The 24955-nt window shown below is 61.7% G+C and carries 17 protein-coding genes; 14 read left to right on the top strand and 3 right to left on the bottom strand.

What is annotated here, in order from left to right; genetic code table 11:
• Window positions 1-2 precede the first annotated feature (2 nt).
• Window positions 3-236 (bottom strand): hypothetical protein, encoded by a 234-nt coding sequence (locus KYK33_RS18235; RefSeq protein ID WP_224431430.1) that lies wholly within the window; start codon window positions 234-236, stop codon window positions 3-5.
• Here KYK33_RS18235 and recC point away from each other — a divergent pair.
• From recC to KYK33_RS18205, 6 genes are all read left to right on the top strand, one after another.
• Window positions 235-3663: an exodeoxyribonuclease V subunit gamma gene (recC, locus tag KYK33_RS18230; protein WP_224431429.1), complete on the top strand. Its 3429-nt coding sequence runs from the start codon at window positions 235-237 to the stop codon at window positions 3661-3663. The two genes, KYK33_RS18235 and recC, sit on opposite strands and share 2 nt — an antisense overlap.
• Window positions 3663-7265 (top strand): exodeoxyribonuclease V subunit beta, encoded by a 3603-nt coding sequence (gene recB / locus KYK33_RS18225; protein WP_224431428.1) that lies wholly within the window; start codon window positions 3663-3665, stop codon window positions 7263-7265. Before recC ends, recB begins: the two co-directional genes overlap by 1 nt.
• Window positions 7266-7273: 8 nt before the next feature.
• Window positions 7274-9313, top strand: coding sequence for an exodeoxyribonuclease V subunit alpha (gene recD / locus KYK33_RS18220; protein ID WP_224431427.1), 2040 nt, complete (start codon window positions 7274-7276; stop codon window positions 9311-9313).
• Between the two features lie 42 nt (window positions 9314-9355).
• Window positions 9356-10912 carry a hypothetical protein gene (locus KYK33_RS18215; protein WP_224431426.1) on the top strand — a complete coding sequence of 519 codons (1557 nt, stop codon included), beginning with the start codon at window positions 9356-9358 and terminating at the stop codon, window positions 10910-10912.
• A 74-nt stretch (window positions 10913-10986) separates the two neighbouring features.
• Window positions 10987-11700 carry an SIMPL domain-containing protein gene (locus KYK33_RS18210; protein ID WP_224431425.1) on the top strand — a complete coding sequence of 238 codons (714 nt, stop codon included), beginning with the start codon at window positions 10987-10989 and terminating at the stop codon, window positions 11698-11700.
• A 348-nt stretch (window positions 11701-12048) separates the two neighbouring features.
• The gene (locus KYK33_RS18205; RefSeq protein WP_224431424.1) at window positions 12049-13059 is read left to right on the top strand and encodes a sensor domain-containing diguanylate cyclase; all 1011 of its coding nucleotides are present in this window, start codon (window positions 12049-12051) and stop codon (window positions 13057-13059) included.
• A gap of 126 nt (window positions 13060-13185) precedes the next feature.
• On the opposite strand, the gene KYK33_RS18200 is transcribed toward KYK33_RS18205, so the two are convergent.
• Window positions 13186-14709: an EAL domain-containing protein gene (locus tag KYK33_RS18200; RefSeq protein WP_224431423.1), complete on the bottom strand. Its 1524-nt coding sequence runs from the start codon at window positions 14707-14709 to the stop codon at window positions 13186-13188.
• A 493-nt stretch (window positions 14710-15202) separates the two neighbouring features.
• On the opposite strand from KYK33_RS18200, the gene KYK33_RS18195 reads away from it, so the two are divergent.
• Entirely contained in the window at window positions 15203-17125 is a 1923-nt protein-coding gene (locus KYK33_RS18195; protein ID WP_224431422.1) for an EAL domain-containing protein, read from the top strand.
• Between the two features lie 94 nt (window positions 17126-17219).
• Here the strand turns inward: KYK33_RS18195 and KYK33_RS18190 are convergent, their stop codons facing one another.
• Window positions 17220-18122, bottom strand: coding sequence for a 1-aminocyclopropane-1-carboxylate deaminase/D-cysteine desulfhydrase (locus tag KYK33_RS18190; RefSeq protein ID WP_224431421.1), 903 nt, complete (start codon window positions 18120-18122; stop codon window positions 17220-17222).
• 69 nt (window positions 18123-18191) lie between these two features.
• Between KYK33_RS18190 and KYK33_RS18185 the strand changes: the two genes are divergently transcribed.
• The 7 genes from KYK33_RS18185 to KYK33_RS18155 all read left to right on the top strand — a co-directional run bounded on the left by KYK33_RS18185 (window position 18192) and on the right by KYK33_RS18155 (window position 24898).
• Entirely contained in the window at window positions 18192-19055 is an 864-nt protein-coding gene (locus KYK33_RS18185; RefSeq protein ID WP_224431420.1) for an MSHA biogenesis protein MshI, read from the top strand.
• A 227-nt stretch (window positions 19056-19282) separates the two neighbouring features.
• Complete coding sequence (locus KYK33_RS18180; protein WP_042044431.1) at window positions 19283-19876, top strand: PilN domain-containing protein; 594 nt, start codon at window positions 19283-19285, stop codon at window positions 19874-19876.
• A 70-nt stretch (window positions 19877-19946) separates the two neighbouring features.
• Entirely contained in the window at window positions 19947-20588 is a 642-nt protein-coding gene (gspM, locus tag KYK33_RS18175; protein WP_224431419.1) for a type II secretion system protein GspM, read from the top strand.
• A 7-nt stretch (window positions 20589-20595) separates the two neighbouring features.
• On the top strand, window positions 20596-20892 hold the full coding sequence (locus KYK33_RS18170) for a SctD/MshK family protein (protein ID WP_318010427.1): 297 nt from the start codon (window positions 20596-20598) through the stop codon (window positions 20890-20892).
• Between the two features lie 121 nt (window positions 20893-21013).
• Complete coding sequence (gene mshL, locus KYK33_RS18165) at window positions 21014-22684, top strand: pilus (MSHA type) biogenesis protein MshL (protein WP_224431417.1); 1671 nt, start codon at window positions 21014-21016, stop codon at window positions 22682-22684.
• 53 nt (window positions 22685-22737) lie between these two features.
• The gene (locus KYK33_RS18160) at window positions 22738-23628 is read left to right on the top strand and encodes an ExeA family protein (protein WP_224431416.1); all 891 of its coding nucleotides are present in this window, start codon (window positions 22738-22740) and stop codon (window positions 23626-23628) included.
• 94 nt (window positions 23629-23722) lie between these two features.
• Window positions 23723-24898, top strand: coding sequence for a tetratricopeptide repeat protein (locus KYK33_RS18155; protein ID WP_224431415.1), 1176 nt, complete (start codon window positions 23723-23725; stop codon window positions 24896-24898).
• Window positions 24899-24955 lie beyond the last annotated feature (57 nt).

The following is a 24955-nucleotide window of genomic DNA, read 5'->3' as shown; positions in this document are numbered from 1 at the left end:
CGTCATATTTTCCATAAAGTTCCCATGTTTTTAGCCGGCGCAGCAGCGCCGGCTTTTTTGTGTCCGTGATTTGCCACCGCCAATGTCGGTAGTGTGATGGCGGCCCGCTCTGCTGCTACAAGGGTCTTTTGCATCTTCCCCCCCGATCCCTGACAATCCAATGTCTGGTGAAGTGACGGGATTTGTTCATCTTTTCCTGCGCGCACCCCTCTTTTTAATTGGCGGGACTTGCCCATGTTTACCCTCTACCACTCCAATCAGCTGGATCTGCTCAAAGAGTTGCTGGTGAACCATATCCGGCAGGCGCCCCTCTCTCACCCCTTCGAGCACGAGCAGATCCTGGTGCAGAGCCCCGGCATGGCCCAGTGGCTCAAGCTGGAACTGGCCAAGGCCTTCGGCATCGCCGCCAATATCGACTTCCCGCTGCCCGCCAGCTTCATCTGGGAGATGTTCACCCAGGTGCTGGCAGATGTGCCCCGCCAGAGCCCCTACAACAAGGGATCCATGAGCTGGCAGCTGATGACCATTTTGCCCGCCCTGCTGGACAGGCCCGCCTTCGCGCCGCTGGCCGCCTATCTGGGGGGAGATGACGAGGATCCTGCCCAGGATCCCGAACAGGTGCGGCTCTGGCAGCTCTGCCAGAAGGTAGCGGATCTGTTCGACCAGTATCTGGTCTACCGGCCGGACTGGATAGCCCGCTGGGAAGCGGGGGGGGGATTGGTTGATGGCAACAGCCAGGAGCTGGCCGGGGTGAGCGGTCAGGATTGGCAGCCCGAACTGTGGCGCGAGCTGGTGGCCCGCACCCTGGCCCTCGCGCCCAGCGGCTACCACAGAGCCAACCTCTACGAGGAGTTTATCCACGAGTTGGCGCGCACCCGGGATCTGCCGGGCAAGCTGCCCCAGCGGGTCTTCGTGTTCGGCATCTCGGCGCTGCCACCGCGCTATGTGGAGGCCCTGCTGGCCCTCGGCAGCCGACCCGAGGTGGAGGTGCACCTGTTCGTCACCAACCCCTGCCGCTACTACTGGGGGGATCTGCTGGACAGAAAAACCCTGGCGCGCCTCGAAACCAGGCTCAAGCCCGGTACCGACATCGAGACCCTGCAAGGGCCCGCCAACCCGCTGCTCGCCTCCATGGGCAAGCTGGGGCGCGACTACCTGCATCAGCTGATGGAGCTGGAGGTGCCGCAAATCGAGGCCTTCGTCGATATCGACGAGGTGGATGAGCAGGGCAATGTCAGCCTGCTGCGCGCCATCCAGAAAGATGTGCTGGAGCTGGCAGAACGGGGCGCCGGTCAGTTCAGTCTCGACAGCAGCCATCACAAGAGCCCCATCAGCCCGGCGGATGGATCCCTGCAGATCCACGCCTGCCACGGCCCGATGCGGGAACTCGAGGTGCTGCACGACCGGCTGCTGGCGCTGTTCGAGCAGGACCCGTCCCTCACCCCGAAAGATGTGGTGGTGATGATGCCGGACGTGAACAGCTACGGCCCCTACATTCAGGCCGTCTTTGGCAAAGAGAGGAGTGGTGCCCGTGGCCAGATCCCGTTCGCGGTGTCGGATCGGGCCGCCAGCCAGGAGAGCCCGCTGCTGCAAAGCTTCCTCGCCCTGCTGCACCTGCCCAACGCCCGCCTCGGTGCCGGCGAGCTGCTGGCCATTCTGGAGGTGCCCGCCGTGCTGCGCCGTTTCGAGCTGGATGACGACGAGTTCAACCAGCTGCGGGTCTGGGTGCAGGAGACCGGCATCCGCTGGGGGCTGGATGACGGCTACCCCGTCCGCTTCGATCTGCCGCCCATGTCCGGCAACAGCTGGCTGTTTGGCCTGCGCCGCATGCTGCTCGGCTTTGCCATGGGGGATGGGGAGCCGGTGGCTGGCATCTTGTCTTGTGCCGACAACATGGGGGGTCAGCAGGGGCCCTTGGCCAGTATCTTGCCCTACCCAGAGATCGAGGGTCAGCAGGGACTGGCGCTCGGCAAGCTCGCCTGGTTTGTCGACTCCCTGGCAGAATTTTTGCCCCGGCTGCAACAGGCGCAGCCGCTGGCCGAGTGGAACGCCTGCCTGCTGGCGCTGCTGGAGCGCTTCTATCTGGCCGACGAAGATGAAGAGCGTCAGCTCCAGCTCATTCGCAGCCAGCTGGCCGACTGGCAGACCCAGCTTGGCGAGGCCCGCTTCGAGCAGCCCATCACCGCCGACCTGTTGCAGGATTACCTCGGCAGCGTGCTGGGGGAGTCCCGCTCCAGCCAGCGTTTCCTCGCCGGTCAGGTCAACTTCTGCACCCTGATGCCGATGCGCTCCATCCCCTTCAAGCAGGTCTGCCTGCTCGGGATGAACGACGGCGTCTACCCGCGCACCCTGGCCCCCATGGGCTTCGATCTGATGGCGGTGGCGGGGCGACGAGGTGATAGATCCCGCCGGGACGATGACCGCTACCTCTTCCTCGAGGCGCTGCTGAGCGCCCAGCAGGGGCTCTACATCAGCTATCAGGGCTTCAGCGCCCAGGACAACAGCGACAAGGTGCCCTCGGTGCTGCTGGCGGAACTGATCGACTATGTGCGCCAGGGCTTCGTGCTGGCGGGGGATGAGGCGCTCGACGACGAAGCCTCCGGCAAGCGGCTGCTTCAGCACCTGATAGTGCCGCACCCGCTCACCCCCTACAGCCGCAACTACTTCTATCCGGAGGCGGGTTCGCGGCTCTTTACCTATGCCGCCGACTGGCTGCCTGCCCTCAATCCGGTGCGTGGCGCGGCCAACTTCCAGAGCGGCGAGCTGCCGCTGCCCCCCGAATGGGGCAAGGAGCAAGGGCTGGAGCTGGCGGAGCTGCTGCGCTTCTACCGGCAGCCCACCAAGTATTTCCTCAACCGTCGCCTCAAGGTGTGGTTCGAACTGAACGAAGCCAACATCGAGGACAGCGAGCCGTTCGAGCTGGACGGCTTGCAGCACTACCAGCTCAAGGCCCTGCTGCTCGATGCCCATCTGGCGGAGGGTGACAGTGCCGTGCGGCGCGAGCGGTTGCAGCTCACCGGCCTGCTGCCGCAAGGCTGGTTCGGCAGCCTGCTGCTGGAGGATCTGGACGCCGAGATGGGCAAGCTTGCGGATCGGCTGAGACCCTGGGTTGCGGCCAATGAGGCAGAAAAACGGGCGGTGGAGATCGATATCTCGCTGGCACAGGGCCAGCTGCAAGGGTGGATCGACACCCAGAAGGGACGCTTGCTGGTGGTCAAGCCCGGCAGCTTCAACGGCAAGGATCTGCTGCTGGGCTGGATCCAGCACCTCTGCCTCTCCCTGAGCGACGCACCCGGCGACACCCTGCTGTTCGATGCCAAGCAGAGTCTGCGGCTGCCAGCTCTTCCGGCCGAGGAGGCGCGGCCCAGGCTGGCGGCCCTGGTCTCCCTCTGGGCCCAGGGGATGAAGCGGCCGCTGCCCTTCTTCCCCAACACCGCCTGGGATTGGCTCAGGGCGATCGAGAAGGATCCGGACAAACCGGAGGCGGCCGACAAGGCGGCCCTCACCCGTTTCAACGGCGGCTGGATGATCAATGGGGAAGGGGCAGACCCTTACGTCGCCCGCTGCTTCCCCGAGCTGGATGACGCCGTGCTGGGGCAGTTGCAGGCGCTGTCCCGCGAACACCTGACCCCGCTGCTCAAGACCCTGGAGGAGCTGAAATAATGGCCAACCCGCTCAATACCCTGCGTTTTCCCCTCCATGGTGAACGACTGATCGAAGCCTCCGCCGGGACCGGCAAGACCTACACCATAGCCGGCCTCTACCTGCGCCTGCTGCTGGGCCACGGCCCGCTCATCGAAGAAGGCGCCGATGTGGGTCAATCCAGTGCCCACGAGCGGCCGCTCTCGGTGACCGAGATCCTGGTGGTGACCTTTACCGAGGCGGCCACCGCCGAGCTGCGGGGGCGGATCCGCGGTCGCATCCACGAGGCGCGCCTCGCCTTTATGCGGGGTGAGAGCAAGGATGACTTGCTGGCCCAGTTGCTGATCGAGGTGGAGGATCACGAACTGGCGGCCCGCCGCCTGCTGGCCGCCGAGCGGCAGATGGACGAGGCGGCGGTCTTCACCATCCACGGCTTCTGCCAGCGGATGCTCAAGCAGAACGCCTTCGAGTCGGGCGCCCTCTTCGAGACCGAATTTTTGACCGACGACAGCCAGCTCCGGCTGCAGGCGGTGAGCGACTACTGGCGCGCCGAGTTCTATCCGGTGGATAAAACTCTCGCCAGCTCGGTGCGCGCGCTCTGGCCTAGCCCCGCCGCCCTGCTGCGGGAGATGAACGGCTGGCTCGACAACAGCGAGCTGGAGATACACCCGGCATTGGGGGACGAGACCCTCGCTGCCCGCCATCAGGCGGCCATGAGTCGCATCGCGGCAGTGAAGAGCGAATGGCTGGCGCAAGGGGACGAGATCCGCCGCCAGACGGATGGGCAAGTAAGCCGCTACACCGGCAAGAACTACGAAGGCTGGCTCGCCAAGATAGGCGACTGGGCGCAGGACGAGCAAAGCGGCTACGCCATTCCCAAGGAGCTGGAGCGCTTCGGCCAACGCGTGCTGGAGGAGAACCTCAAGAAGGGGGGCGCAGTGCCGACCCTGCCGCTGTTCAGCGAGATCGACCAACTGCTGGCGAGCCGCCCCGGTATTCGCGACCTGATCCTGCAACGGGCCGCCAAGGTGGTGCGCAGCCGGATGCAGGCCAGCAAGCGCCAAGCCCATCAGCTCTCCTTCGATGACCTGCTCAAGGATCTCGACGGGGCGCTGGGCTCCAGCCTTGGCGAGCGGCTCTGCGATCGCATTCGCGCCACCTACCGGGTGGCGATGATAGATGAATTTCAGGATACAGACCCCCAGCAGTACCGCATCTTCCACCGTCTTTACGGCGGTCACACAGACACGGCGCTCTTGATGATCGGTGACCCCAAGCAGGCCATCTACGGCTTTCGCGGCGCCGACATCTTTACCTACATCCAGGCGCGGCGAAATGTGAGCGCCCACTACACCCTGGGGCGCAACTACCGTTCCAGCGGTGCGCTGGTGGGGGCGGTCAATGGCCTGTTCGAGCGGGCCAAGGATCCCTTTATCTACGAGGCGGATATCCCCTTCCTGCCGGTGGAGGCGCAGGGCAAGAGCAAGGCGCTGCTGCTGGGTGGCGTTACCGCACCCGTGCTCCACTGCTGGCAGCTGAGCGGCCAGCCCACCTTCAACCGGGGGGATTACCAGAGCAAGATGGCCCGCGCCACCGCCGCCGAGATCCACCGCCTGCTGACCCTGGCCCGCGAGGGCAAGGCACAGATAGGTGACAAGGCGGTGAAGGCCGGGGATATCGCCGTGCTGGTGCGCACTGGCGCCGAGGGCAAGCTGGTGCAGCAGGAGCTGGCACGGCTCGCCATCGCGTCTGTCTATCTGTCGAACCGCGAGAGCGTGCTGGAGCAGGTGGAGGCGCGAGAGATACTGCTGATCCTGCACGCCTGCCAGAACCCGAGCGAAGAGCGCAGCCTGCGGGCGGCGCTGGCGACCGGGCTGTTCGATCTGGATGCCCGGGCGCTCGATGCGCTGGCCTCGGACGAGCGGGCCTGGGAGAGCGCGGTGCAGGAGTTTATGGAGTACCGGCAGATCTGGCATCGCCGCGGCGTGCTGGCCATGCTGCGGGCCCTGCTGCACCGCCGCAATCTCGCCTCCTCCCTGCTGGCGAGCCCCTACGGCGAGCGGCGGCTGACCAACTTCCTCCATCTCGGCGAGCTGCTGCAACAGGTGAGCAGCGAGCTGGACGGGGAATACGCCCTGCTGCGCTGGCTGGGGGAGGCGGTGAGCCGCCCGGGCGGCCAGGATGCTGAGCAAGTACTGCGGCTCGAATCCGAGCGCAAGCTGGTGCAGATCGTCACCATCCACAAATCCAAGGGGCTGGAGTACCCCCTGGTGTTCCTGCCCTTCATCTGCAGCCACAGAACCGCCGAGACCCCCCTCTATCACGAGGCGGATGAGGCGGGCAATCGCACCATTCTCGACCTGACCGGTGCCGACCATTCGCTGGCCGAAGCGGACAAGGAGCGCCTCGCCGAAGATTTGCGACTGCTCTACGTGGCGCTGACCCGGGGCGTCTATGCCACCTGGCTGGGGCTGGCGCCGGTGCGCTCGGGCAACGGCAAGTCGGAGAAGACAGAGCTGCACCACACCGCCATCGGCTACCTGCTGCAAAAGGGGGAAGAGGGGAACGCCGAGACCCTGGCGACCGCCCTCACCGACCTTGCCCAGGCGCTGCCCGGGGTGGTGGTCTGTGAGCCCTCGCTCACCCGTCCGGCCCCGCTGCCGCCAGAGGAGGAGCAGCTGGGCGAGCCCCAGGTGCGCCACTTTACCGGTTCCCTCGAACGGGACTGGTGGATCAGCTCCTACTCCGGGCTGGCTGCCCAGGGGAACGGCCACGGCAAGGGGGTCTTGGCGAACCCCGGCTTCGATGACGAGGTAGTGACCGAGGCGGCTGCCGCTGCGCAGGAAGAGGAGGCGCCCCAGCCCTCCATCTTCACCTTCCCGAAAGGGGCCCGCCCCGGCACCCTGCTGCACAGCCTGTTCGAGACCATAGACTTCGAGAGCGCCGCTGGTGAGCCGCTGGCACAGCATATCGCCACCCTGCTGGCGCAGGATGGTTTTGACGAGAGCTGGGCCCCGGTGCTGCAACAGCAGGTGGAGGCGGTGCTCGATACCCCGCTGGATACCGGCTTTGACGAGCCGGTGCGGCTGAGGGATCTGGCCCCCGATCGCAAGCAGGTGGAGCTGGAGTTCTTCCTGCCCATGGGGCGGGTGACGGCGCTGGCGCTCACCGCCCTCTGCCAGCAGCACGACCCCCTGTCGCGGGGCAACAAGCCGCTGGGCTTCGCCACTGTGCAGGGGATGCTCAAGGGCTTTATCGATCTGGTGTTCGAGTGGCAGGGGCGCTGGTATCTGCTCGACTACAAATCCAACCACCTCGGCATGAGCCCGGCCGATTACAGCCGTCCGGCGCTGGAGCGGGCCATGTGTGATCATCGCTACGACCTGCAATACCAGCTCTATTCCCTGGCGCTGCACCGGCTGCTCTCGTTGCGGCTGCCGGGCTACGACTTTGACCAGCACTTTGGCGGGGTCTTCTATCTGTTCCTGCGCGGCATGCCGCAAGGGGGGGTATTCCATACCCGTCCGAGCCGTGAACTGGTGCTGGGGCTCGACAAGTTGTTTAGTAAAGGTGTGATGCCTGACGATCATCGTTTAGAAAAACCAAACAAGGCAGAGGCATGAGGGGCGAGATGAAGAGCGACGGTATGATCGAACGGCTGAAAGCCCTGGCGCTGGCGGGGCGTATCCGCCAGCTGGATCTGCAATTTGCCAAACTGGTGGCCGATCTGGGCGGCGGCCCCGAGCTGGTGCTGGGGGCCGCGCTCGCCTGCTTCGAGCTTGGGCGCGGCCATGTCTGCCTGCCGCTTGACATGCTCGCTGCCGGATCCCTGCGCCCTTTCGGACTGGATCCGGATCAGAGCCGGGATCTGCTGGGGGATCTCGCGGATCCTGCGAGCTGGCCCACCCTCTTTGCGGCAAGCCCCTTGGTTGGCACCGAGCAGAATGGCGGGCTTGCCCCGCGCTGGCCGCTGCGGCTCTGGCACGGGCGCCTCTACCTCACCCGCTACCACGATTTTGAGCTGGGGGTGGCTCGCCACCTGCGTGCCTTAAGTGAACGTGCCGAATGGCCCGAGATAGCCCCGGCCCTGTCGCGCCTCTTTGCCCGCGACTACGGGCTGGTGTTCGATGCACTGCTCAAGGCCCGCCTCGCCCCCGACTTCTCGGCCCGCCACTTCGTCGAGAAGTATCTGGATCTGGTGTTCCCCGACGAGGTGGATTGGCCCGCCATAGAGGCGCTGCTGGGGAGCGCCCAGGCGGCGAGCGATCTTGGCAAGCTGGATACCCTGGTGCCCGAGTCGCTCTGCTGCAACGGCCAGAAGCTGGCGGCGGCCACGGCGGCGGCGCGCCCCTTCGCGGTGATCTCAGGCGGCCCCGGTACCGGCAAGACCACCACTGTGGCCAAGCTCCTGGCCATTCTGGTGGAGACAGGCCTGCAAGCAGGCAAGGCCCCGGCGATCCGGCTGGTGGCCCCCACCGGCAAGGCGGCGGCGCGCCTCACCGAGAGCATTGGCTCTGCTTTGCAGGCGCTGGATTTGCCCCCGGAGTGGGCCCAGGCCATCCCCACAGAGGCGGGCACCCTGCACCGGCTGCTCGGGGTGATCCCGGGGCGCAGCCAGTTCCGCCACCACGCGGGCAACCCGCTGCACCTCGACTTGCTGGTGGTGGACGAGGCCTCCATGGTCGACCTGCCCATGATGGCGCGCCTGCTCGATGCGCTGCCGAGCCACGCCCGCCTCATCCTGCTCGGCGACAAGGATCAGCTCGCCTCGGTAGAGGCGGGGGCCGTGCTCGGGGATATCTGCAGCTTTATCGAACAGGGCATCAGCCCCGCTCAGGCGGATTGGCTCTCCCGCCAGACCGGCTACCGCCTGCAGGGTTCGCCTGCCGGTGCACCGGTGCGCGACAGCCTCTGTTTGCTTTCCAAGAGCTGGCGCTTCGATCAGCACTCCGGCATAGGCCAGCTGGCGCGGGCCTGCAACGACGGCGATGCCGCCGCGGTGGAATCGGTCTGGAGTGCGGGATTCAAGGACATCAGCCTGCACCCTTGGGCGGGGGAGGCCTACGAGGCCCTGATTGCCCAGGGGGTGGCCGGTTATGGCAGCTATCTGAAGGCCGCCCGCGCCGGAGAAGAGGCGTCTGCCGTGTTCAAGGCGTTCAACGGCTTCCAGATCCTCTGCGCCCTGCGGGACGGCCCCTTCGGGGTGCTGGGTCTCAACGAGCGCCTCGAATTGGCCCTCTCCAGGGCGGGGCTGATCCAGCGCGACGGCGACTGGTATGCGGGCCGCCCCGTGATGGTGGTGCGCAACGACCACGGCATCGGCCTCTACAACGGCGACATGGGGCTCTGCCTGCCGGACGAAACCGGCCGCCTCAAGGTGTGGTTCGAGCAGCCGGACGGCAGCCTGCGCGCGCTCTTGCCAAGCCGATTGCCGCCCCACGAGACTGTCTACGCCATGACCATCCACAAATCCCAGGGCTCGGAGTTTGCCCATACGGTGCTGGTGCTGCCCGACAGCCCCAGCCCCCTGCTGACCCGCGAGCTGGTCTATACCGGTATCACCCGCGCCAAGGCGCACCTCGATCTCTACGGCGATCGCGCCCTGCTGGCTCAGGCCGTGCGGAAAAAGACCGAGCGCTATTCCGGACTGGCGGAGAGGTTGGGGGAGTGATTTTAAATGGTAGGTATATCCAAGCTTTAAATGAGTAAAGCTATGAAGAATGAAATATTGTCATTTATGGGGTTAAAGGGGAATGAGATGGATAAAGCAGAGTTTAACAGAGAGAAAGATTATATATGGAAGAAAATCTCTGAAATAACATTGGAGATGGATAAAAAAGCTAATGCTGAAGAATTGAATAAGCTAGCAATGACTATTCCTGAAAGCTTGAAGGATGCAACACAAGCATCCAAGAGAACCTCTGAGTTTAGAAATAGAGCTAAAGAAGCTAAGGAAGAGGCTGAGAAATCAAAAGGGTTAATTGATAAGTTTAAAGCAGACGCAGAATCTGCTTTTGGTCGTGTTACTGATATTGATCTACAAGCCTCAAATATCCATGATAATCTAAAGGCGTTACTGAAAGATGCAACGTTAAAGCATGATGGATTAACAATAGCTTATGATGAGTCAACCGAAGTTATCGATAAAATAAAAGAGATAATTCAGGAGCATGATGAGCTTGTTAATACTGTTGAGTCGATTCAGGAATATAGAAAAGATAGTGAGTCAAATCATGGGAAGATAAAGTCGCTGTTATCACAAAGTGCGATGTTGAAAAGGGATATTGATAATATCCATGATGAAATATTTGGCTATGACAGTACTGCGGAAGGAAGTGAGGAAGAGACGCGGGTAGAGGGATTGTTAGATAAATTAAATAAGACATATAAAGAATTGCGAACTGAACTATCAAAAATGACAACAGATATTGAAAGTCATAAGTCTAACACTAGTGATTTTCTATCTAAATTAAAGTCAGAAGCTGAGGGTAATTATGATAAATACATCTCAGGTTGCCATGATTCATATAATGAAGTATTGCATAACATAAAAAGATTGCTACCTCAAGCTATGACGGCGGGCCTTGCATCTGCATATAATGAAAAAATAGATAAAGAAATAATCGAACAGCAAAAGCATGAGAAATCATTCAATTGGTCAATTTTTTATCTTGTGTTAATATCACTTCTTCCATTCGCTATAAATGCATATAGACTGTTATCCAGTGGGGATAACTTAATTGTTATTATTAAAGACACTCCATATTTATTAAGCGCAATGTTGCCATTGTATATCCCTGTATTGTGGCTGGCCTATACAACGAACAAAAGTTATAAGTTATCTAAGAGACTAATTGAGGAATATACTCATAAAGGTGTTGTCAGTAAGACATTTGAGGGTTTATCTCACCAAATTGATGAGTTAGAAGATCAGGCAATATCTGAGGAGCTCAGAGTTAAGCTTCTCTTCAATATCGTATCTGTGAACACAGAAAACCCAGGGAAGTTGATTTCAAATTATGATAAATCAGACCACCCGCTTATGGATGCTCTCGATAAAAGTGCACAACTTGCCGATGCTGTAACCAAACTGTCTAAAATACCTGGTTTCTCTGCCATTGCTAAAAAGCTAGATGATCAAGCAAATCAGATTGTTGCCGATAAATCAGATAAAATTAATGCAGTTCTGAACTCTGATGTAGATGGCGCGGAAAATGAAGAGGCTAAAAATACAGCATCCAAAGATTCACGACCAGAGCAGGCAGCATAAAAACTGTCAAATTACATTTTTCAATACAACTAGGGAACGTCTTGTCACAAGACACCACTGATGCGGAGTTTGTTATGGAACAGAGCGTGAAATCTTCCCTCGCCCTCGGCAGCCTGCTGCTGGTCGGGCTGCTTGGCATGGCCTGGATAGGTGGCAGCAGCCTGCTCAAGGCCAAGGAACTTGAGCGGCGGGTGTCGGTGAAGGGCTTGTCGGAGAAAGAGGTGCAGGCCGATATCGTGGTCTGGCCGATCCGCTTCTCCGGGGCCAGCAACGAGTTGCCTGCTCTTTATAGTGAGATGGGCAAGAGCGCCGCCGCCGTGCTGGCCTACCTCAAGCTCAACGGGGTGGCGGAGGAGGAGATACTGATTGCGCCCCCCGCGGTCACCGACAAGCTGGCTCAGCCCTATGGTGGCGCCGAGTCGGGCGCCTTCCGTTACACCGCGGCCCAGACCATCACGGTGCGATCCGCTCAGGTGGAACGCGTCCGCCAATTGATGAACGGCATCGCCGAACTGGGTCAGCAGGGCATCGTCTTCGGGGGGCAGGATTACCAGCAGACCGAGTTTATCTTCACCAAGCTCAACGAACTCAAGCCGCTGATGGTGGAGGAAGCGACTCGTTCGGCACGGGAAGTCGCCGACAAGTTTGCCAAGGACTCCGACAGCCGGCTCGGCAAGATCCGTACCGCCAATCAGGGCCAGTTCACCGTGGAGAATCGTGACTCCAGCACCCCCTACATCAAGAAGGTGCGAGTGGTCTCGACGGTGGAATATTACCTCTCCGACTGATCCCGGCCCGGCGCCAGTCAGCCGTGGCTGGTTCGTGTTCGACTAGCTGACGCCCTGGCTTGAAGCATGGGGTTGAAGTCTTGAATTGATGGGTTCAGTGGATGCATGGGCATGGCGAGCGTCGGGAGTCATCATGACGCCAGTTGTCTATCCAGCGTCATATCGCGGCTCGCATCCCGCTGTCGATGGCCGGGAAGCCGCTTTCCACGCGCTGTGCCGTTCGAATCACACCGTCCCAAAAAAGTGTGATTTTGAGTATTCGGGGCGCCAGCGCAGGTATTTTTCACCCTGATGCCCCTACACTTGATCCCACTAAGTGGCCCCATGAGTGTGAGCAAGGATGGCATCATGAATGAGGACAGCTATCGACAGCAGTACCAACAACTGCCTGATGTGACGGACGATGTGGTGCAAGCCATCATCGATCTGGTCAGTGATGGCATCTGGGATTGGCACATAGACACAGGCTATGTCTATCGCAACTCGGGTTGGTACCGGATGCTGGGCTATGAACCCCACAGTCTGGACAATGACGTATTGACCTGGGAGTCCCTGATCCACCCCGAGGATCTGACCCGGGTCATGCTCCACTTCGATGACTACCTGAGCGGACGTTCATCCTGCTATCGCATCGAGTACCGCTGCCGCACCAGTGGCGGGGATTATCTCTGGATAGAGGACTGCGCCCATATTGTCACTCGCCTGCCTGATGGCGCCCCGGCCCGCATGATAGGGGCGCACCGCGATATTCATGACAAAAAACTCTATTTTGAGACCCTGGTATCGACCAACAAGTCCCTCGCGCTGCTGGTGGACGAGTGTACTCAGGAGCTGCGCCACGCCAACGAGGAGTTGCACCGCCAGGTGGAGGAGAATCGGCGCCTGGCCGAGACGGACTCCCTGACCCAGGTCGCCAATCGCTATCGACTGGAGCAGACCCTGCGCCACGAATGTGAACGGGCCAAACGCTTCAACCATGCCCTGAGCATAGTGACGCTCGATATCGATGAGTTCAAACAGATCAATGACTTGTATGGCCATTGCGCCGGAGATCAGACCCTGGTCGAGCTGGCGAATCAGGTAAAACACCAGTTGCGGGAGATAGACACCCTGGCGCGCTGGGGAGGGGATGAGTTCATCCTGATCTTGCCGAGCACCTCATTACAGGATGCGCATCGGGTTGCCGAGAAGATCCGGGCTCACATTGCCGAGGTGGGGCTACAGACGCCGCTGTCCATCACCCTCAGTTTCGGCCTGGCGGAATACTTGCCGGGAGAGGGTTCCCATCAGTTGCTCAATCGGGCTGATGGCGCCCTCTATCGGGCCAAGCGGCTCGGCAAGAACCTGATCAGCGAGTAGTGCTCCCAGACTCTCATGCCCATATCTGACCGCGGCAGCCATGCCGCCCGCTCTGCTGTGAAAGCGTGCGCCAGGGGGCGTTCTTTGGCGACAGGTTAAAGCCTGTGGTCTCGCGTTTAACCTCTTCTACTCTGCGGGGCGGGATACTTTGACCGGCGGGCGCCAATGGATGACATCCATCAAGGCCATGGGCCTGGCGAACACATAGCCCTGGATCAGGTAGACGCCCCGTTCGGCGAGATAGTCCAGCTGGGCCTGGCTCTCGACCCCTTCCGCTATCATCTCCATTCGGGATTTATGGCCGAAGGCGATGATGGCATCGAGCACGTTACGTTTCAGATCCTGGGTGCCTATGGTGTCGATAAACATCTTGTCTATTTTTATGCGGCTGATGCCGAGCCGCTGCAGATAGGAGAAGCCGCCGTAGCCGGTACCAAAATCATCGATCTTGAAGTGGTAGCCTCGCAGGCCAAGATTGGCCATCTCGCGGGCCGCCGTCTTCATGTCCGAGATGGGGATACGCTCGGTCAACTCGAAGGTGAGCCGGTCGGGATCCGGCCAGTGCAAGCGGGTCAGCAGCTCTTGCAGATAGGGGCGCTCGACATGATCTGCGACCAGATTGACACTGACCCATTGGGGGGCGGCCAGTTGCTTGAGATCTGCCACCACCTGGCGGACCAGCTGCTCCGTCATGGGGATGATCAGCCCCTGACGCTCCGCATAATCGATGAAGGCACCAGGGGAGATGAAATCTCCGCCCCGTCGCCAGCGGATCAGAGCCTCATGGCCGACGACTTCATGGGTACGGCTGTCGACAATGGGTTGGTAGAAGGGCAGAAACTCCCCCCGTTGCAGACCCAGCTTGAGCAGGCCGTCCAGGGAGTTGCGGTAGTTGCGCAGCAACCAGTAACCCGCGGCCAGCAGCAGACCCAGGGGAAGGGTAATGAGCAGTCCGATATGACGGATTCGCTCGGCTGCATGCTGACGCAGGGCCGTGCCAGCCCACAGGGTCTGTTGCACCTGTTGGCGTTCATACAGGTGGCTGAGCTTTATTGCATGGGGCTGACTCATGATGTCGGCGTTGCCTCGCGGGAAATAGAGGTGAGCCAGGGCCGGGTCATGATGGGTTAATTCCAGATAGAAACACGCCTCGCAAGGGGTGCGTAGCAGTTCATGGGTCCAGCTGTTGCTGAGCACCCAATAGGCCAGGTTGCCTGAGCGTTTGATGTAGACCATCAACTCTTGCTCTGTGCCAAATACACTTTCGGTGGCGGTGAGCCCGAAGCCTGAGGGCAGTGGCTTGCCTTCGATGCCTGTCAGCTGGGGGAGTCCCGCACCAAGAGTCGAACAGCTCTTGCCATCTGCGGACTGAAGCCCCGCGAGGCGGATAAGGCGACTGTAATAGTTTGGGGCGCGCAGCAGCGCCATGTCTTCTGCGCCACAGTCGAACTTGAAGTGGGCCAATTGGCTCTCTATGCCGTGTTCGAGTACTTTATTCAGCTCCTCCTGATAGGCGAGCAGCTCTCGCTCCTTGGCCTTGAGCAGCTGATGGGTGATCGGGCCGGTCAGTAGCGGACTGAGCAGCAATAGCAGCAGAGCAGGGGCACACAACAACCCCAGGCTAATCCACAAAGAGGTGAGTCGAGACATGAGTAACCCTTGCCATTGTCGAACCGTCAGGCTCGATTGAGTTTTGAACAGCATAGCGATTAGCTGTATCAATTTGAGTGACGCAGTTTGCGTTTTCAAACTAAGAAAGTAACTTGCTGATAATAGTTGAGTTTTTATCTACGCTAGCACAAGATTCAATCGATGACCTGTCAGAAATGACAATTGTCCAGCTTATCCGAACTCGGTAGAGTAGCCCTGCGGTTTGACTCACCGTGTGTTCAATACTCCTGTATCTGTATGTTTTGTCAGTAGCACAGAGTGTTAGTTTTGATATGAGTGTTTTGGTCCCCTCTGCGGGACCACTTTTCTTTCTGCTCCCCCTCATTTTTACCTTCCCGAATCACCTTGGTATTGGCGACGCTATTGATTATGCTCGCGCCCTTAATCTCAGCAGTGGGATCCTCGTCCATAGGCGGGCTCGGATCCGGCTGTTACCATGAGTCCACACGGACGTTGGTGCAACGGAAGGCCCATGAAACTCACGACACAACTCGTCTCCTTCATCACCTTGTGCGTAATAGCGGCCATGACCATGGTGCTGCTGGGCGGGGTATTCAGCTTTCGCCAGCTCGGGTTTGAGATGCAGGAGAACAAGATCAATGCCCTGGTCGAGGTGATCGACAAGCAGCTGGAGGTGGCCGACGACCATCAGGATCTCACCCGCTGGCTGCCGACCCTGCTGCGCTCGGCACGGGTGGTCGAGCTGGAGGTACGCCAGGGAAAGCAGCGTATCTACTGGTTTCGCGACGTGCAGTTTCAGGAAGACGAGAGTCTGTTGATCCCCTACCGCCGGCAGCTTGACCGCCAGCCGGGTCTGGTCGCCGACTTTAAACTGGAACGCCCCTTCAAAGAGTTCGAGTACTCGATGCAGGCCATGTCCGGCATCTCCCTTGGCATATTGATAGTGGTGTTCGGGCTCTGGTACTCGATCCGCTGGCTGCGTCTGCAACTGCGGGGCGCCGAGCTGCTGGCCCTGCGGGGTCAGCTGATCCTCGATGGCAAGCTGGCCAAGCTGGCCCATGATCCGGCCGAGGAGTGGCCCATTTCGGCCAGCAATGCCCTCGACAAGCTGATCGCCGAGCTGACCGATGCCCGCAAGGAGCGCAGCCGCTTCGATAATTTCATTCGCAGCAATGCCTTTGTCGACAAGGACATCGGCATCGGTAACCGACTCTTCTTCGACAACAGGTTGGAGAGCGCCATCATGGAGGCGAACGTGATGAGCGGCGGCATGCTGCTCATCGAACTGGCCTGCCTGGAAGAGCTGGACATCGAGGAGCAGGCTCATCAGGTGCGGGAGTTGCTGCAGGAGACGAGCGGCTCCATCGCCACCTTCGTGCGCAAGCACAATGGTGCCTTGCAGGCCCGCTACGCCGGTCAGGTCTTTGCGGTGCTGCTGCCCAACATGGCCGAAAACGAGATGGTGGACGGGGCCAGTCAGTTGCTCAAGAGCCTGCAACGGTTGCACTGGCCCGCGCAAGTCAACCCGGAAACGGCCGTCTTCATCGGTGCGGTCTGCTATCAGGCCAGCGACTCCCTGCTCAAGGTTCAGGAAGAGGCCGAGCTGGCCCTCAAGAGCGCCAGACTCCAGGATCACAGCGGCTGGTTCCTCTACGAGAAACAGCTGGATCTCGAGCCGAGCAGCAAGGGCACGGTACGCTGGCGTACCCTGCTCAGCCGCAGACTGGAAGAGGGGGGCATCGACTTCTATCGCCAGTCGGTGCAGCAGGATCGTGGCGCCCTGGTGCTGCAACAAGAGATACTGACCCGGATCCAGGATGAGCAAGGCCGCACACTGCAGGCCGGTGTCTACATTCCCATGGCCGAGAAGACCGGGTTGTTGCTGCCCCTGGATCGGCTGGTGGCGGAGCAGACCTTGCTGCTGCTGCGAGCCGGTGGCGAGGCGAGCCCGCCGATGACCCTCAGTCTGTGCGCCCAGAGCATGCTCAATCGCGAATTCCAGCGCTGGCTCTTCTTCGCCCTGTTCCAATTGCCGCGCAGCACCAATGAGCGGCTGGTGTTGCAGTTCTCCGAGGCCCAGGTGACCCGCCATTATGAGGCCCTCAAGCGGCCGCTGCGATCTCTGCGCATGTTGGGCTGCCAGTTGGCCATCGATCATGCGGGTCAGGACGTGGTGAGCACCCAGTACATCAAGGAGTTCGAGATTAGCTTCCTGCGCCTGCACCCCAGTCTGGTGCGGGAGATCCAGAGCCGTCAGGTCAATCAGATGGCGGTACGCAGCCTGGTGGGGGGCTGTGCCAACACCCAGGCGCGGGTCATCGCCGTCGGGGTGGAGAGCCAGGAGGAGTGGAAGATGCTGCGCCACCTGGGGGTCTATGGTGGTCAGGGGCCCTGGTTCTCCGAGCCGGAGCCGCTCCCCTCGCCTCAGGCCTGAGTCACCGGGTCAGCCCGCCTAGGGGATCCCGGTCGATGAGCAGTGACACAGGGCCTGGGCGGCCCTGTGTCATTGGTGATGACGCTGCCCAGACTCAGATCCGGCCTTGCTCCCGCAACCCGGCCAGTCCCTGCAGGCCGCCGGTGTGGATGAAGACGATGCGGCTGCCTCTGGGGATGCGTCCGGCCGCCAGCTCGCGAAACAGCCCCCACATCGCCTTGCCGCTGTAGATGGGTTCCAGCGGCAGACCCGTCTCGGCGCTGAAGGCTTGCAGCCACTGCCAGAGCGCCGGGCTGAACTTGGCATAACCCCCATCGTGATGGTCGAGGGCGATGCGCCAGTGCGGATCCTGCTCGGCGGGCGGATAGAGGCGGCAGACCTCCTCGCGGATGAAGTCGCCCCCCTTGAGCACGGCGATGGCGAGGATCTGTTCCCCGGTGCGCTTGCCCGAGACCAGACCCGCCAGGGTACCGCCGCTGGCGCAGGGCAGCACCCAGAGATCCGGCGAGAAGGGCAGCTCATCGACCAGTTCCGCGACCCCGGGCAGGGCCAGGGGGGCGCTGCCACCCTCCGGAATAATCAGGGTATCTGGAGCCTCGAACTGCGCCAGCCAGCCGGGTTCCTGGCGGCGTCGATAGCTCTGCCGGTCGACAAAAATGAGATCCATGCCCCAGCCCCTGGCATCTATCAGGGTGGGATTGCTGACGGCACTCGGCTCACCACGTATGATGCCGGTAGTTTTCAGGCCAAATTGACGCCCAGCCGCCGCCAAGGCATGGATATGGTTGGAATAGGCACCGCCAAAGGAGAGCAAGCGGGTCTTGCCCTGTTCCCGGGCATGGGTCAGCTGGTACTTGAGCTTGCGCCACTTGTTCCCCGAGAGCTGGGGGTGGATGAGATCGTCGCGTTTGCACCAGAGCGTGACCCCGTACTCGTCCAGTAAGGGGTGGCTGATGGCTTGCAGGGGGGAGGGCAGTCTGCCTTGGGTATCCGTCATTTATCTAGAGGCTAATCCACTGTATATGTTAAGGTTTGATTCGTTTTTCGCGGCCAGGTATCGGCGAGCATGACATCCTTTTTTTCCGCAAAGCCCCAAGGGCGCCCGGTGGGGCTGCTGCTGGCCCAGGACAGGGTCATGCTGGCAGCGCTCAGCGCATCCCCTCTCTTCGTCACCCGCAAGGTCAACAGTCAGCAGGAGTGGCCTCTTGCCATCGCCGAACTCTTTCAGCGTCACGGTCTCGCCAAGTCGCGGGTGCGGGTCGCCCTGGCCGCCAATCTTTGCCAGCAGGTGCAAATAGACAAGCCCGCGGTGCCCGAGGCCGAGATGGCCGGCGCCCTGCCCTGGGCCGTCAAGGATTACGTCAATGAACCGGTAATGCAACTGGCGATGGATTATGTGGACCTGCCCACTCCGCCTGCGGGCCAGCCGCGCATCAATGTGATCTGCGTGCCCAAGAGCCGGATCCAGCTGGTGGCCGATGCGGTCAACGCCGTGGCCCACCTGGAGGCGATACAGAGCGACGAACTGGTGCTCACCGCCCTGTATGAGCGCGACCCTCAGGTGCGCATGCTGCTCTGGCAACCCAGGGGCCAGGATCTGCAACTGCTGGTATTTCGTCAGGGTGGGCTCTGCTTCTCCCGCCAGCTGCGCGGTTTCTCCGCCCTGACCGCGGAGCAGGAGCCAGACAGCATGCAGCTCGACAGCCTGATGCTGGAGATACAGCGTTCCCTCGATTACCTGGCAGGTCAGCTCAAGCTGCCCGAGATCAGTGCCCTGCAGCTCGCCATTGCCTCTCCCTTCATTGGCACCCTGGTGCGCCACATGGAGCAGACTTTCGGCTTCCCCGTCTCGGCCATGGCCAATAAAGCGGTGCTGGCAGGGGTCGAGTACCTCTCCGCCTATGGCGCCGCCCTAGGAGGCCGCGCATGAACCCGTTCAGGATGAACAGTTGCCAGATAAGCCGCTGGGCCTCTGCTGCGGTTCCGGGAGGCCGGTCATGAGCCAGACCACGATGAAAAATGACCAGATAAGCCGCTGGGCCTCTGCTGCGGTTCCGGGAGGCCGGTCATGAGCCAGACCACGATGAAAAATGACCAGATAAGCCGTGGGGCCTCTGCTGCGGTTCCGGGAGGTCTGTCATGAGTCAGGGCGCGCAAATGAAGCATCAGATCAACCTCTACAGCGCCGAATTTCGCCCCCGTCGCCAGTGGGCCAGTTTGCCGCAGATGCTGTTGGCCTGGGGCCTGCTGGCCCTGCTGATGAGCGGCCTCGGCGCCCTCCATGGCTGGCAGCAGCAAGGGGTGAGCCGTGAGCTGGCCCAGGTGCGCCTGGCCCTCGATGTGCAGCGCAATGAGGCCAAGCGGCTCGACACGGCCCTGGCTCGTCATCAGGCCGATGAGGCATTGCAGCGCACCCTGGCCGACAAGCGTGACGAGTTGAGTGCCAAGCAGGGGCTGATGCGCCAGCTCGGCAGCCTCTCTTTGCAGAAATCCCAGGGCTATGCCGGTATCCTGTCGGATCTGGCCCGCCTCTCCAGCGACAAGCTGGCACTGGAGCGCATCGAGATCAACGAGGGCCACATCAATCTGGCCGGGGTGGCGCGCGCCAGCCAGGACGTACCGGCCTGGGTCAATCGCTTCAAGCAGATGCCGACCCTGGCGGGCAAAGAGTTTGGTGAGCTGACCCTGAGCCGTGACAAGGCGGGGCGGCTGCAGTTCCAGTTGAGCGGTATCGCCCGGGAGAAGCCCTGATGATCGCACAGTGGAAAATGGATGCGGGTGTCATGCCGCTCAAAGTGACCTGGCAACGCGGGGGGAACCCATGAAGGCCCATTGGCAACAATATGGCGAGCGGGTGGCGGCGCTGAGTCAGCGTGAGCGGGTACTGATCCTGCTGACCGGTCTGATCCTGGTGTTCGCCCTCTTCTATTACGGCTGGCTGGAAGGGGCCGCTGCCCGGCTGGATCAGGACAGGCAGGCGCTGGTCACGGCCCAGCGGGATCTCGAGATCATGGGACTGGAGAACCAGGGCAAGCAGGCCAAGCTCAACCGGGATCCCAATCTCGGGGTGCGCAGTCAGCTGGCGAGCGTCACGCAAGAGTTGGTGCGCATCGACGCTGACCTCAAGGCTCAGACGGTGGACCTGATCCCGGCCAACGAGATGGCCGCGGTGCTGGAGAGCCTGCTGGCCAGCTCCTCCCGTCTGCACATGCTGGCCCTGACCACCATAGCGCCGACCCCTCTGGTGGCGGGGGATCAGGCCGACAATCTGTTCAAGCACGGTATCCGCCTCAAGCTGGAAGGGGGGTATTTCGACGTTTATCAATATCTGAATGCACTGGAAGCCTTGCCCCGTCACTTCTACTGGCGGCTGTTCGATTATCGGGTGCAGGAGCATCCCAGTGCCGTGGTGGAGATGGAGATCTACACCCTGAGCACCAGCAAGGAGTTCATTCGTGGCTAAGTGGCTGATGTTTTTATTGTTGTTGGCACCACTTGCCCAGGCTGAGGTGTTGCGGGATCCGACCCAGCCGCTGGACGGGCTGGCGGGCAATGCCAGCCCTGTTCAGGGCGCCGGTCTGCCCAGACTGCAGAGCATCATGCTGGGCAATGGCCCGGCGCGCGCCGTGCTGGATGGGCAGAGTTACCGCATCGGTGACAGGGTCAACGGCTATCGACTGGTCGGCATAGACGCCAATGCGGTGCACCTCGACAAGGGCGGCAAGCGACTGCGGCTGGCCCTGTTCGCCGCCGGGGTATTGCAGTGAGCCGGGCCAGGGCCGCGAGGGGCAGGGCAATGACGTCCTGTGTCGCCGCTCGCCTGGCCGTCATCCTCTCGGCGCCGTGCGCCAATCCGAATCGCATTTTATGTCAGGGCATCCTCATTTCATGAAAAGACATCGACTCTGCCTGCTCTCCCTCGCCGTATTGGCCGCAGGCTGTACCAGCTATCGTCACCCAGAGCCCACCGCCGCCAAGGATGCGTTGCGAGACGCGCAGCTCGAACAGCAGCGCAATGCCCAGGCTCAGGCGCTGGCAGTGCCGAGCGCGGTGCAAAGCGAGCTGCTGGCGCTCAGTCGTCCGGCCATGCCGACCGCCATGCCCGAGAAGCGGCTGCGGATCGCCGCCCGGGATGTGGAGGCGGTCGATTTCTTCGGCTCCCTGTTCAAGGGCTCTCGTTACAGCGTGGCGGTACACCCCGGTGTCGCCGGGATCATCTCCCTGGAGCTCAAGGATGTGACCCTGCCCGAGGTGCTGGCGGTGACGGCGGACATGTATGGCTATGACGTGCAGCGCAAGGGGTATGTCTATCACATCTACCCGGCCGGACTGCGCACCGAAACCATTCCGGTCAACTACCTGATGATGGCGCGCCGGGGCATGTCCCGCACCGCCATCAATACCGGGGGGGTGACCGCCAATGACCCCAATAGCGGCAGTAGCAACAACAGCTTCGACAACGGTAACAACGGCAACAGCAATAACGCCGGGTCGAGTCGCAGCAGTGACAACCAGAATGGCACCCAGATAGAGACGGACACCAACACCGACTACTGGACAGATCTCAAGGAGTCCCTGCAGACCCTGATCGGCAAGGGAGAGGGGCGCGCCGTGATCACCAGCCCCCAGGCGGGACTGGTCACCCTGCGCGCCTATCCCAATGAGCTCAAGGCGGTGCGGGAATTCCTCAACCAGTCCGAGTCGCACCTCAAGCGTCAGGTGGTGCTGGAGGCGCGGATCCTGGAGGTAGCCTTGAACGAAGGCTATGAGCAGGGGGTGGACTGGAATGGTCTGTCCGCCACCTGGGACGGCAACAAGGGGATCACCGGCATTGGCAGCCTGGTTGGCAATACGGTCGCCGCCAGCACCAACCCCATCTTCAAGGCGTTGGGGGGCGGCGCCGGTTTCACCATCTCGGACGGCAACTTCGATGTGGCGGTCAGCCTGCTCAAGACCCAGGGGGATGTGAATACCCTCTCCAGCCCCAGGGTGACGGCCACCAATAACCAGAAGGCGGTGATCAAGGTCGGGACCGACGAATACTTCGTCACCGATGCCTCCACCACTGTCACCAGCAGCAACAATCAGGATCAGGTCTATCCCAACGTGGAGCTGACCCCCTTCTTCTCCGGCATTGCCCTGGACGTGACCCCGCAGATCGACGAACAGAATCGGGTGCTGTTGCATGTTCACCCCTCGGTGATCGACACCCAGGAGCAGCAGAAGACCATCAGCGTGGGCACCACCAACCCGCTGGTGCTGCCCCTGGCCAAGAGTTCGATCCGCGAGTCCGATACCGTGGTGCAGGCCAACGACGGCGACATCATCGTCATCGGCGGCCTGATGGAGACCAAGAAGCAGGAGATAGTGAGCAAGGTGCCCCTGCTCGGCGACATCCCCTGGGTGGGGGAAGCCTTCACCAACCGCAGCGAGAGTACCCGCAAGGTGGAGCTGGTCATCCTGCTCAAGCCGACAGTGGTGGACAAGGATACCTGGCAAAAAGAGCTGCAACGCTCCTCCGAGCTGCTGGATAAATGGTACCCGTCCCGGGATCAGTGAGCCGCGATGCGCGCTCGCGTCCCGCGCCCCTCGCCATCCGGCAAGGCAGTGCCATGTACCTGAACCATTTCGGTCTGCAGGAGCCTCCTTTCGCCCTGACCCCGAACACCGGCTTCTACTATGGCCTGCCTCCCCACGAGGAGGCGCTGCAGGTGCTGCACTGGGCCCTGGCCGAGGGGGAGGGCTTCATCAAGGTGACCGGCGAGGTGGGCACCGGCAAGACGCTGCTCTGCCGCAAGCTGCTGGTGGAGCTTGGCTCCGAACAGAAACCGGTGCGCCTCGCCTGGCTGCCCAACCCGCACCTGAATCCGGCCGAGCTGCGCATCGCCCTGGCCCTGGAGCTGGGACTCGGGCTGCGGGACGGCAGCGAGCTGGACATCACGGACAGGCTCCATCGTCATCTGATCAGCCTGCATCAGCAGGGATGTCGGGTGGTGGTGCTGATTGACGAGGCCCAGGCATTACCCGATGAAACCCTGGAGGCGATCCGGCTGTTTGGCAACCTGGAGACGGAGTCGAGCAAGCTGCTGCAAGTGGTGCTGTTCGGCCAGCCCGAGCTGGATGCGCGCCTCGCCATGCCCCATCTGCGTCAACTGCGCCAGCGCATCGGTTTCTCCTATGGCCTGCGCCCCTTGCGTCTGGACGAGGCGCGCGCCTACCTGGAGCACAGATTGCACATCTCCGGTTATCGCGGTGCCCCCCTCTTCTCCAAGGCGGCCCAGCGCCTGCTGTGGCGCGCCTCGCGGGGCATTCCCCGCCTCATCAATGTGTTGGCCCAAAAGAGCCTGATGGTCAGCTATGGCAAGGGCACCTCTCGTATTCTGCCTGCCCAGGTGCGGCTCGCCATCCAGGATACCGAAGATGCATCTCGCCCCTGGCGAGGTGGCTGGTGGTGCCTGCTGCTCATGCTGGGCGTCGCCCTGACCTATGGAGTCTGGCCATGAACCGAATCGACAGCGTACCCGGCCTCGGCGGCCGGGGGCGGGCTACAGACAGTGCCGAGCGGATGCGCCTTGGCCTGCATGGGGGAGTCGGGTCGTGAGCGTGATCAACAAGATGCTCACCGATCTCGAACGCCGTCAGGGCGGTAGTGACGGTGCCGCCATCTATGTGGCACCGGCGCGGGGCCAGGGCTGGTGGATGCTGCTGCTCACCCTGATCTGCGGCCTGGCCCTTGGCATATTGGGTTGGCGCAGTTGGGCCTATTGGCAGCAGAGTCATCAACAGATGCCACCGCTCACTCAGGCCGCCGCCCCGGTGACGGTTGCCGAGGATGAGCCCGTGGATCTGGTGGTGGCGCTGCCGACTCCCAGCGCCCAGGCGGTGGCCAACGCCTTGCCCGAACAGCAGAGCCCCTCCGGTTTCGCCCGCAGCGAGCCGACGCCATCGCCAGACGATATAGCCCCGGTTCAACAGCGCGAGACACTGGCGGCGGATCTTGGCGATCCGGTTCCGGCGCAACAGCTTGAGACACTGGGGCCGGACTATGCCGAGGCCGAGCCGGAACAGGAGCCGAGCGATGCACAGTTGCAGCCGGATCTCTATGCCGAGCTGGATGCGGCCCGGGAGGCAGATGCCCAGCCGGTCGCTCCCGCGCCGCGTCGTCCTGCCTCCCTCAAGATAGAGACGGTGGAGCTGAGCCAGGCTGAGCTGGCTGCCCTGAGCGAGCGCAAAGCTACCGCGGCCCTGGCCAAGGGACAGCTGCGCGAGGCCGAGGCGCAGTTCATCGCCTTGTTGCGCCAAACCCCGGATAACGAAGAGGCTCGTCAGCAGCTGGCGGGCCTGCTCTATGGTCAGGGGCGCCTCGCCGAGGCCAGTGCCCTGCTCGAGGACGGCATTCGCCGCCAACCGGCCCAGGCCGATTTCAGGCTGCTGCTGGCCCGTCTGGCGTTGGCCGAAGGGGACAAACAGCGGGCCCTCGGCTGGCTCGGCGGCGCCAAACCGCCCCTGGCCAGCAACCTCGATTACTACGCAACCTGGGCCGGTTTACGTCAGGAGCTGGGCCAGAACGCCGAGGCGGCGGATCTCTATGTCCAGTTGCTGCGGGTCCAGCCGGATCAGGGGCGCTGGTGGCTGGGGCTGGGAATAGCCGAAGATGGTCAGGGCCACAGCCAGCGCGCCAAAGACGCCTATCGCAATGCCCTGCTGCACGGGGAGCTGGGCGAAGCCTCCCAGGTCTGGCTGAGTCAGCGCATGGCGCAGCTGGGGCCCTGAGCGCTCCCTGGGCCGCCTTGGCCCGACATACATGAACAGTAAGATGGCACTGCCCAC

The organism is Aeromonas rivuli (assembly GCF_020149575.1).
Classification (GTDB): Bacteria; Pseudomonadota; Gammaproteobacteria; order Enterobacterales; family Aeromonadaceae; genus Aeromonas; species Aeromonas rivuli.
Note: the sequence above shows the minus strand (reverse complement) of the source record. Positions and strands in the feature narration are given on the sequence as shown.